This window comes from Streptomyces sp. NPDC059564, assembly GCF_042735575.1.
Classification (GTDB): Bacteria; Actinomycetota; Actinomycetes; order Streptomycetales; family Streptomycetaceae; genus Streptomyces.
On sequence record NZ_JBHWBP010000283.1, the window covers coordinates 1 to 9,942 of the forward strand.

Consider the following 9,942-nt stretch of genomic DNA (forward strand, 5'->3'; position numbering starts at 1 on the left):
GTGTGGTGGCGGCCCGCGCTGGGATGCGTCAGGGGCGATCTCTCAGACGGAGGACCGCGGGATGGCTGGTGGCGGGGCCGAGCTCTTCGAGCTCGGGGATGGTGGGGTCGTGATGCCGTGGAGGGCGGCTACCAGGGCGTCCACCTCCTGGACCGTGTTGTAAAGGGCCAGCGAGGCGCGGACGGCGCTGCTCAGTCCGAAGGAAGCCAGTGCGGGCTGTGCGCAGTGGTGCCCGGCGCGGACGGCGATGCCTTGTTGGTCGAGGGCGGCGGCCACTGCGTTCGGGTCGGTTCCCTCGAGGAGGAAGGTCAGAACGCCGATCTTTCCGGGCGCGTTGCCGATCAGCCGCAGCCCGGGGACCGTCGCGAGTGCGCCCGTCGCGTAGTGGGTGAGTCGTTCCTCGTACGCGGTGGCGCTCTCGCGGTCGAGTCCGGCCAGGTAGTGCAGGGCTGCCCCGAGGCCGGCGACTCCCGCGATGTGGCCGGTTCCGGCTTCGAGGCGGTGTGGGATGGGGGCGTAGGTGGTCTCCTGGAAGCTCACCGAGTCGATCATGTTGCCGCCGCCTTGCCATGGCGGCATGGCTTCCAGCAGTTCGCGTTTGCCGAAGAGCACGCCGATGCCGGTGGGAGCGAAGACCTTGTGTCCGGAGAAGGCGTAGAAGTCGGCGTCGAGGGCGGTGACATCCACGGGGAAGTGGCTGACCGCCTGGGCTCCGTCGATGAGGGCTTTGGCACCGTAGCGGTGGGCGAGCGCGATCATCTCGGCGACCGGCGGGACGGTTCCCAGCACGTTCGACGCGTGGGTGAGTGCGACCAGTTTGGTGCGGGAGCCGAGGAGGTCGCGGTAGGCGTCCTGGTCGAGCTGTCCGTCGGCCAGCAGCGGGATGGGACGGACGCGTGCCCGGCGTTCGTCGGCGATCAGCTGCCAGGGCACCAGGTTGGAGTGGTGTTCGGCGGCGGAGACCAGGATTTCGTCGCCGACGCCGAGGTTGGCGCGGCCCCAGCTCTGCGCCACGAGGTTGACGGCTTCGGTGGTCCCGCGGACGAAGACGATCTGGTCGGGGTCGGGTGTGCCGAGGAGTTCTGCGGCCGCCTGGCGCCCTTCCTCGTAGACCTGGGTGGCCTGCTTGGCCAGGGTATGGGCGCCGCGGTGGACGTTGGAGGTCTCCCTCGCGTAGTGCTCGGCGACCGCTTCGACGACCTGGCGGGGCTTGAGTGTGGTGGCGCCGTTGTCCAGCCAGACGAGCGGGTGGCCGTGCACGTCCCGGTGCAGTTGCGGGAAGTCCCGCCTGACGGCCTCTACGTCGAAGCCGCCCGGTGGCGATGCGGGTGGAGCTGAAGGAGGCGTCCCGGGGGCCTCGTTCTGCCGCGGCAGCCAGTACGGGAAGCCGGTGGCCGCATGGGCCAGCGCCGTCGGCAGCGGAAAGGCATCAGGCCGCGGGAGTGCGGCCACCCGCGGGAGCGTCGCGAGGAGACCGGCCGCAGTGGGCGCAGCTTCCCGGGCCGGGTCCTCGGTTGCCGGGACGACCGCAGGAGCCGGGGGGTGGCCGGCTTCGGCGCCGCGCCCCCGCCAGCCGTCAGGAGTAGTCATGGTAGTTGGCGACCTCGACGTTCTGGAGCACGGCGATGGCGTCGTCGACCAGCGCGGCGGCGGAGAAGTAGCTGGTCATCAGGTACGAGGTGATGGCCTGCCGGTCAACGCCCATCGCCCGTACGGACAAGCCGGGCTCCACCTCGTCGGGTACCTTCGCCGGACGCAGGCCCACCACCCCCTGCTCGGCCTCGCCGACCCGCATCAGGAGGATGTTGGTGGTCCCGGGCACCGAGTCGCCCGAGCCCTTGAGGTCGAGCTTGTCGCAGGGCAGCAGCGGCACGCCGCGCCAGGTCAAGAACGGGCTGCCGAAGAGTTCCACGATCTGGGGCGGTACCCCGCGCCGGGTGCATTCGCGTCCGAACGCGGCGATCGCCCTGGGGTGGGCCAGGAAGAAGGCGGGCTGCTTCCAGACCCGGGTGAGGAGCTCGTCCAGGTCGTCGGGGGTCGGCGCACCCTTGCGGGTGTGCACGCGCTGGCTGGGCACGACGTTGTGGAGCAGCCCGTAGCCGGGGTTGTTGAGCATCTCCCATTCCTGGCGCTCGCGCAGGGCCTCCGACGTCAGCCGCAGCTGTGCCTGGACCTGGTCGATCGAGGAGTTGTAGATGTCGGACACGCGGGTGTGCACCTTCAGTACGGTCTGCGCGATGCTCAGCTCGTACTCGCGCGGGCTCTCCTCGTAGTCCACGAAGGTCTGCGGCAGGTCGAGCTCGCCGCTGTGGCCGGAGGTCATCTCGATCGGACGCTCACGCTCGGTGGGGCCCTGGCCGTTGGCGGCGTACGCGTCCAACCGGGCACGCAGGAGCGGCTCTCGGTCGGCGAGTTCGGACAGCATCCGGTGGTCGAGGGAGAGCACCGTACATCGCGTGACCGCCTTGACCTGATACGACGGCGTCTCGCCGCGCGCCCAGGCGGGGGCGTCGAAGAAGTCCCCATCGCCGAGGACGGCGATCAGGGCGTCCTCGCCGTACTGGCCCGTGGCACGCTTCTCGGCGCGGCCGAACGCGATGACGTGTAACTGCCCGGCGGGATCGTCCACGCCGGTGATGAGCTCGCCCGGTGCGACCTCGCGCTGCACGAAACCGCCGGCGAGGGCGCTCAGCACCGGGCTGTCCAGGTCGCGGAGAAAGGCGATCTCGCGGAGGTCCTCGGCGATCACCCGGGCCTCGCCGCCGTCGGTGTAAGTGGCGATCAATCCGTCGCCGAGGAGGAAGTGCCGACGGCGGTTGACCCGGTAGACGGCCGCCTCCAACTCCACCCACGGCAGGGCGCGCAGCAGGTAGCGCGGGGTGATCCCCATCATCTGCGGCACTGACTTGGTGGTCGTGGCCAGGTTCCTCGCGGCGGAGGTACTCAGGCTCTGCTGGCCGTGCTGAACACTCTCGGTGGTCATGGCCGCTCCCTTGGTCCTTGTCCTTGATCCGGGGAAATCAGGAGACGAAACAGCACGTATGACAGGCGGAACATCCGCTCTTCGCGTTTTCGCCAGGAAGGATTGTTGCGGCAATATGACGGAGGCGTCAGCCCGTTCCATCGCTGCTGCGGCGCGGAGCGTGGGCCTCGTCAGGCATGTACCCGTGAAACTCACTCGAAGAGTTGAATCAGCGCACGAGGCGTTCGAAATCCCTGAGATCGAACCTGGCCGACCGCCGTGACAGAGCGCAACCGCCATCGCGGGGCTGTCCCGGGATGGCGGTTGCGCCGCGCTCAGTTCAGCCGGGTGGTGGCGTAGGCCTCGATGGCGTCGCGCTGGTACGCGGCCAGACCCGGGGCGATCGCTTCGTAGGCGGTGCGCCAGGTGTCGTTGTCCACGCAGGAACGCCCGATGGCCCGGTACTCCTCGGCGGAGACGGGGTGCAGCTGGGTCAGCGCTCGGTACTGGGCGTCGATCTCGGCCTGCACGGGTTCTGCGTCGGCCGGGTGACCCGCGGCCATGAGTTCGGCCAGCCGGATCATCTGGGCAGTGCGCTGCCGGTGCGCGGCATCGGCGTCGGCCTGGCTCATCGTGGCAGCGCGGCGTCCGACCGCCTCGGCGAGTTCGGGGAAGCCGGACATGTTCTCCTCGTACTGGGAGGGCGTCACGCCCTCGAAGAGGTTCTCCCGATGCCCAGCGCCCGCAGTACGAGGATCTGCTGCAGCAGCAGCAGCTGGTGCTCCTCGTAGTAGCGGTGGCCGTTGGCGCCGATCCGGGCCGGCGGCAGCAGGCCGGTCTCGTCGTAGTGGCGCAGTGTCCGGGCGGTCACGCCCGACATCCGGGCCACCTCTGAGATCGGCCAGTCCATCACGACTCCTGCACGTGTGTGTCGCCGGGCCGGTCTTTCGGGCCCTGGCACGACGGTAGGAGCTGCCGCAGCGGCAACTTCAACCCCGAGACCCAGGTTCCTCGCACCCGTCCCGCACCGGCACCCTTGCGAGGTCGTCGCCCCGCCGCAAGAACGCCCGTCTCCATGCGCGGCTCGTCGTCCCGGCCCTGCGCCGCGCGGAGGCCGCGCCGGACACCGAGAGGGACGCCGCCGTACGAGAACTGTCGGACCTGGCACTCACCGTGGCCGAGCACCATGCCGCGGGCCGGTACGCGGCACTCCTGCCCTCCGCGCGACCGGGCCCGACCTGTCGCTCTCCTTCCTCTCGCCTGAGAGGCGCCACGCCGTCGGGGCCTTGTATGACGCCGTCCAACGAGAGGAACATCGAAACGATCAGTTGCTCACGGGGATCTCCGTGTCCTCTCTTGCCTGGCCTGGTGCGTCAGCTCGCGCCGACCGCGTACCGGTACGACAGCTGGACGATCTTCCAGACCGTCTCCAGCTCGGCTGCGGTCCTGGGCCCGTAGACGAGCGTCACGGCCTGGACCGGGTGGTGCACGCCCCAGCCCGCGGCGATGACGTCGTCCTCGGCCTCCGGCGGGAGCGTGAGGTGGAGCGAGCCGTCGTGGTGGGGATGGATGTGGGCCCACTCCCTACCGCGCTGGAAGGCCTCGGCGGGGCCCGTGCCGATGCCCTCGGGCAGGAAGAGCGCACGGGCGTGCGGGACCGAGACGAGCGTGGGGGACATGTACACGTAGGGCAACGCGCGCATCCTTTCCCACAGCTCCTCCTGCAGCATGATCGGGGCGATCTGGGAGCCCTGGCCGTGCGGGGCGGGGCCGAAGACCCGCGGGGCTGCGCCGTTGCGGGGAGTCAGGGTGAGCATGGCGGTGTTCCTTTCGGGCCGGTGAGCCGGCCGCGGCGTGCATGGTCGACGGAGCTGCAGCATGGATGCTTCACATGGCTGCCTTGATGGAGAGCCGGTCGAGGACGTGCCGGAGTCCGGTGGCGACTTCGGTGTCGTCGGCGGGGGTGGGTGGTGGTGAAGGCGGTGCCGACGAGGGCGACCGGCTTGCCGGTGATCGCGCCGGTTCCGTACGGGCGGGACAGCCACCACGACCGCCCGGGACCCGGCGAAACGGGTGCCGGGCCGCAAACGGGGACGGGCCCGACGCAGGCCGGTCATCAGGCGATCGCAGAAAGGCAGTCACCATGACCGCCGCTGTGCGCTGAGCGGCCGCGCGGCGGTATCCGCGCGGCCCACTCGGTCAGGAGCGCGGCGACACCAGCGCGACGGCCTCGATCTCCACCAGCTGGTCGGGGAAGGCCAGGTCGCTGACACCGAGGATGGTGTCGGTCGTGCGGTGGTTGCCGACGTACTCCTTGTGGAGCCTCGCCGCCGTGTCGAAGTTCTTGCGCAGGTCCTTGGTGTAGATCTTCATGCTGATGATCTGGCTGCGCGGGATCCGGTAGTGCGCGAGGACCTTGTCCATGTTGTCGAACGACGTGCGCACCTGCTTCTCGAAGTCGCCGACGCCCACCAGGTTCCCGGCCGCGTCGTGCGACAGCTGGCCCGAGATGTAGACCGTGTCCCCGCCTCTGATGCCCTGCGAGTACCCGTAGGACTCCTCCCACGGCACCCCGAACCCGAAGTGGTCCCAGCCGCGGCGCGACTGGTCCTGCGCGCTGGCTCCCTGCAGTCCCGTGAAGGTGATCATCGCGGCCACGACCGCGGCCACCACAGCGCCGATGCCGACCTTGCGCCTTGACTTGGTCATTCCTCTTGTCCCTTCGTCCCCAGCGGAGCCTGGAGCCCCGACGCTGTCACGGCAGAAGGGAGAACCCCTCGAATGGGTATCGAGTGGACGACCTGGTCCTTTGCGGTCCTTCGTACGGGACTCCGCCGCCGAGCCGGCGGCGACGCAGCCGCGGGCCGGCCGAGCGGCTACGTGTCGCCGTGGGCAGTGGCCCGTACCCGGCTCGGGGTGCTGGTGAGCGCGTACTTCGCGCTCCTGGCGCTCAACGTGTGTGCCAGGTCGCGTACGGTCGCCATGTCGCTGAAGGGGAGCAGTTCCTCGCCCACGATCTGGTGCGGCTCGCTGCCCTTTCCGGCGATCAGGACGATGTCGTCGGGCTGCGCGGCGGCCAGCGCGAACTCGATGGCCCGCCGTCGGTCGGCGGACCGCTCGTACGGTGTGCCAGTGCCCTCGATGCCGGGGGCGATCTGGTCCAGGATGGCCTCGGGGTCCTCGGTGCGGGGGTTGTCCGAGGTCAGGACGCACAGGTCGGAGTGGGTTCCGGCGATCCGGCCCATCTCGGCCCGCTTGGTGGTGTCCCGGTCCCCGCCGCAGCCGAAGACGGTGATGATCCGGCCCCGGGCGAAGCCGCGGATGGCTGTGAGGACCTTGTCGAGGGAGTCGGGCGAGTGCGCGTAATCCACGATCACCGAGGTGCCGCCGGGGGTGACGAAGCGCTCGAACCGGCCCGGCACGGGCGGCATCTGCGCGAGCGCGGCGACCAGTGCGCCCAGGTCGTGCCCCAGTACCTGGCAGGCCGCCACGGCCGCCAGTGCGTTGGACACCGAGAACCGGCCCGGTACCGGAATCGCGGCCGGATGGTCCCGGCCGGCGTGACGCAGCGTGAACCGGGTGCCCGAGGCGTCCGCGATCAGGTCCGTGGCCCGGAAGTCTGCCTGCGCGTCGAGGCCGTAGGTCGTCACCGCGCCCGGCATCATCGCCTGGATCCCGGCTCCCACCGGGTCGTCCACGTTGACCACCGCGTGCTGGCACAGGCCCCGGAACAGCCGAAGTTTGGCGTCCGTGTAGCGGGCCATCGTGCCGTGGTCGTCCAGGTGGTCCTGGGTCAGGTTGGTGAAGACGCCGACGTCGACGAATGTTCTGTCCATCCGGTAGGTCTGCAGGGCCATCGAGGTGGCCTCCAGCACCACACTGCCGGCGCCCCGGTCGCGCATGCGGCCCAGGAGATACTGCAGGTCGGGCGACTCCGGTGTGGTCAGCACCGAGGGTGGCATCGGGATCATCTCGTCGCCGATGCGGCTGCCCGCCGTCCCGATCACGCCCACCACGGCGCCCTCGGAGATCCTCAGCAGCGACTCGACCATGTAGGAGATGGAAGTCTTCCCGTTGGTCCCGGTGACCGCCACCATGTCCATGTGCCGGCCCGGCTCGCCGAAGTAGCGGGAGGAGGCGACCGCGGCCGCCTTGCGGGTGTCGGACACCTCGATGACGCACGCCGCGGGCAGCAGCTCCCGCCCCGGGAGCGCGGCGGCGGCTCCCGCCACGTCGACGAGCACCGCCACCGCCCCGCGCGCGAGCGCCGCACCGATGGCGGCGGGGCCGCCTCCGCGGTGGCCGGGAACCGCGATGAAGAGCGAGCCCGGCACCACCTGGTCGACATCGAAGGTGGTACCGGCGGTGATCACCGTCGATTCGGCGTCGCCCTGGATGACGTGATGCTCATGGCCGGTCAGCAACCCGCTCAATTTCACGGTGGTCCCTTCAAAGGGGCGGCTACGGCCCGGCGTGCGGCCGTCGCCTGGCAGCAGCCCGGACGGAGTGTCGGGACTGCGGTGATGTGTGCGGTGGGGGCGATACGTCGTGCTGAGGCGACGGGGCCGGGCGGGCCTCGGTGATCAGGCGGGGCCGCCGGGGCAGATCCTTCGCGGAAGGCGATGCGCGGGGGCCGGGCCGAACCGGGCCCGGGCGCGGTAGGGAAGCGCTAGCCGTGGCCGTGCAGGACGCCGCGGCCGACCGTGGGGGCCGCAGCGTCGGCGGCGGTCCGGGGGCTGACGCCCGTCCGGCCTCCGGAAACCGCACGCGTGGCAGGAGCGGCCTGCGGCAGGCACTCCCCCGTCATGCGTGTGCGGTTCATGGGCCGAGTGTACGGGGGCTCGCACGACGCGAACGCCGCTCCGCCGGCACCTCGGTCACGGACGCCCGCCTCGACGCGGGCGGGACCTTCGGCCGTCTTGGCTTCCTCACGCAGTCGGCGGGACCTGGCATCAAGCCGTGCGGAGCAAGCACCAGTGGGCTTCCGCCCCTGCCGCTGATCCGCCAGGGCAACCAGGGGAACACCGGGAGTTGCCATCTCCCCGACCGGACATGGCCGCCTCGCTGGAACCGTCGCGGCGACCCGGACAGCGACCGGGGATCGCCCGGGGCGAAACTCTTCGCATGAGAGTCAGATGCCTGCAGATCATCCACCCGGCAGCCGACGTCCCAGTCGCGGAGTACGACGGGATCCGGGTGGGCGGCATCTACCCGGTTCTGGAGATGGTCGCCTACGACATCGATTGCCAGATCCGCGTGCTCGGCCCCGACACACCCGACCCCGGACTGCTCTGGGACCCCGCCGACTTCGAGACGGTGGACACCCGAATACCACCCGGCTGGACGCTGGTCATCGCCGACGGCCGCACCCGCCTCGCGGACGCCCGCTGGCAGCGGCCCGCATTCTGGACCGACTATCACCACGGCGAACCGCAGGCCGTGGCCGACTACGAGCACGTCAAGCGCGAGCTCCTCGCCGCCGCCCCACCCCACGAGAGCTGACCCTGCGCCCGGACGGCCTCTCCCACGTCCCGTCGGTCGGGTCAGCGGCCCGACGGCGACGGACCAGATCATCTGCGACGGGACAGCGTCGGTTCGGGTGCCGACGCTCTGGCCAGCACGGGGCGCATCATCATTTAAGATTCAGGCTGGCCGCGTGGCTGCGGCTCGTCGCTGTGCGCGGCGACTGCGGACGAGCAGGCCGGCCGGTCAATGCGAGCGGCATGGGTCAAGGGTCTGGTCCGGACGGGGACCATATGACGCTGATCATGAACCTCCCGGGGAATCGCGTGCCCGTCGGCGTGCGTCTCAGTGCTGTGAGGTGCCCAGCCCACCCGCCCACGTACAGAAGCCCCAGGGAGAAGTGAGGTATGCCAGTGATCTGCGTCGGAGGCATGATCGGAATCGGCAAGACGAGCGTGGCCGAACTGCTCGCCAAGGAGTTGGGCAGCGAAGTCTTCTACGAGAGCGTGGAAGACAATCCGATCCTTCCGCTCTTCTACACCGCGAGCCCCGAGGAGATCCAGGCGAGGCGCTACCCGTTCCTGCTCCAGCTCTACTTCCTGCAGACGCGGTTCGCCTCGATCAAGGAGGCGTACAAGCAGGGCGACAACGTCCTCGACCGGTCCATCTACGAGGACTGGTACTTCGCCAAGGTCAACCACGACCTGGGCCGGATCAGCTCCCTCGAGATGGGGGTGTACGAGGGACTGCTCCACGAGATGATGCGCGAGATCGACGGCCTGCCGTACCGCAAGGCACCCGATCTCATGGTCTACCTCAAGGCGGACTTCGAGACGGTGCTGCACCGCATCGGGCTGCGGGGCCGCGATTTCGAGCAGGACGAGAGCCTCGTCGAGTACTACCGGACGCTGTGGTCCGGCTATGACAACTGGGTGCACCAGCACTACTCGGCCAGCGAGGTCCTCGTCGTCGACATGAACCACACGGATGTGGTGAACAACCCCGAGGACGCGGCCCGCGTGGTGCGGGAGGTCAAGGAAGCCCTGGTCGCCGTCAGGCACCAGGCCTGAGCACCGTGCGTGCCCGCTGAACCGATCCGCCTTCGACGCGACCGGTGGCGGCGGGCGATCGAGGGAGAGCCGGTAGCCCAGGAGACGGAAGAGCCTGGAGATCACCACCGAGGCGCTGTGGGTGTCGGAGGTGATCTCGACGGGCCTCACGGCGGTCTCCTGCTCGAGCGGCGACCGGTTCTCCGCAAACGTGCAGGTCATCATCGGCCCCGGCACCGCCTGGTGATCGCCTCGGCCCGGCCTACGCCGGGAACGAGGACGACGCCCGCGTCCGGCGCGAGTCGGACCTGCCCGCCAAGGCCGCCTGGACGACGGTGATCGCGGACGGCGCCTACCGGGAACCGGGCTGATCGTCCTCCGCCACGCCGTCCGCAACACCCTTCAGCCGAGCAGGGCGGCCGCGGACTCCTCGGCGAGGTCCTCGGCGTGCGGGGGCAGGGGGAGGCC

General features: G+C 70.1%; 8 protein-coding genes and 1 pseudogene. 2 read left to right on the forward strand and 7 right to left on the reverse strand.

The genetic code is table 11. The features are described from left to right. Window positions 1-42: 42 nt before the first annotated feature. The 7 genes and pseudogenes from ACFV0Q_RS31735 to ACFV0Q_RS31765 form a co-directional block, all read right to left on the reverse strand. Complete coding sequence (locus ACFV0Q_RS31735) at window positions 43-1,452, reverse strand: SufS family cysteine desulfurase (RefSeq protein ID WP_385010002.1); 1,410 nt, start codon at window positions 1,450-1,452, stop codon at window positions 43-45. A gap of 124 nt (window positions 1,453-1,576) precedes the next feature. After that, a complete protein-coding gene (locus ACFV0Q_RS31740; RefSeq protein ID WP_385010004.1) occupies window positions 1,577-2,983 on the reverse strand; it encodes a family 2B encapsulin nanocompartment shell protein in 1,407 nt (468 codons plus the stop codon). Window positions 2,984-3,297: 314 nt separating this feature from the next. Beyond that, window positions 3,298-3,872: pseudogene (locus tag ACFV0Q_RS31745) on the reverse strand (MerR family DNA-binding transcriptional regulator). Between the two features lie 463 nt (window positions 3,873-4,335). Continuing rightward, window positions 4,336-4,779 (reverse strand): luciferase family protein, encoded by a 444-nt coding sequence (locus ACFV0Q_RS31750; RefSeq protein WP_385010006.1) that lies wholly within the window; start codon window positions 4,777-4,779, stop codon window positions 4,336-4,338. A gap of 382 nt (window positions 4,780-5,161) precedes the next feature. After that, window positions 5,162-5,671 (reverse strand): RidA family protein, encoded by a 510-nt coding sequence (locus ACFV0Q_RS31755; protein WP_385010008.1) that lies wholly within the window; start codon window positions 5,669-5,671, stop codon window positions 5,162-5,164. A gap of 167 nt (window positions 5,672-5,838) precedes the next feature. Next, window positions 5,839-7,401 (reverse strand): UDP-N-acetylmuramoyl-L-alanyl-D-glutamate--2,6-diaminopimelate ligase, encoded by a 1,563-nt coding sequence (locus tag ACFV0Q_RS31760; RefSeq protein ID WP_385010009.1) that lies wholly within the window; start codon window positions 7,399-7,401, stop codon window positions 5,839-5,841. Window positions 7,402-7,631: 230 nt separating this feature from the next. After that, a complete protein-coding gene (locus ACFV0Q_RS31765; RefSeq protein WP_385010011.1) occupies window positions 7,632-7,784 on the reverse strand; it encodes a hypothetical protein in 153 nt (50 codons plus the stop codon). A 302-nt stretch (window positions 7,785-8,086) separates the two neighbouring features. Here ACFV0Q_RS31765 and ACFV0Q_RS31770 point away from each other — a divergent pair, with 302 nt between their 5' ends. Beyond that, the gene (locus ACFV0Q_RS31770; RefSeq protein WP_385010013.1) at window positions 8,087-8,464 is read left to right on the forward strand and encodes a hypothetical protein; all 378 of its coding nucleotides are present in this window, start codon (window positions 8,087-8,089) and stop codon (window positions 8,462-8,464) included. A gap of 368 nt (window positions 8,465-8,832) precedes the next feature. Continuing rightward, window positions 8,833-9,495, forward strand: a complete 663-nt coding sequence (locus ACFV0Q_RS31775; RefSeq protein ID WP_385010015.1) for a deoxynucleoside kinase — start codon at window positions 8,833-8,835, stop codon at window positions 9,493-9,495. The last annotated feature ends 447 nt before the right edge of the window (window positions 9,496-9,942 follow it).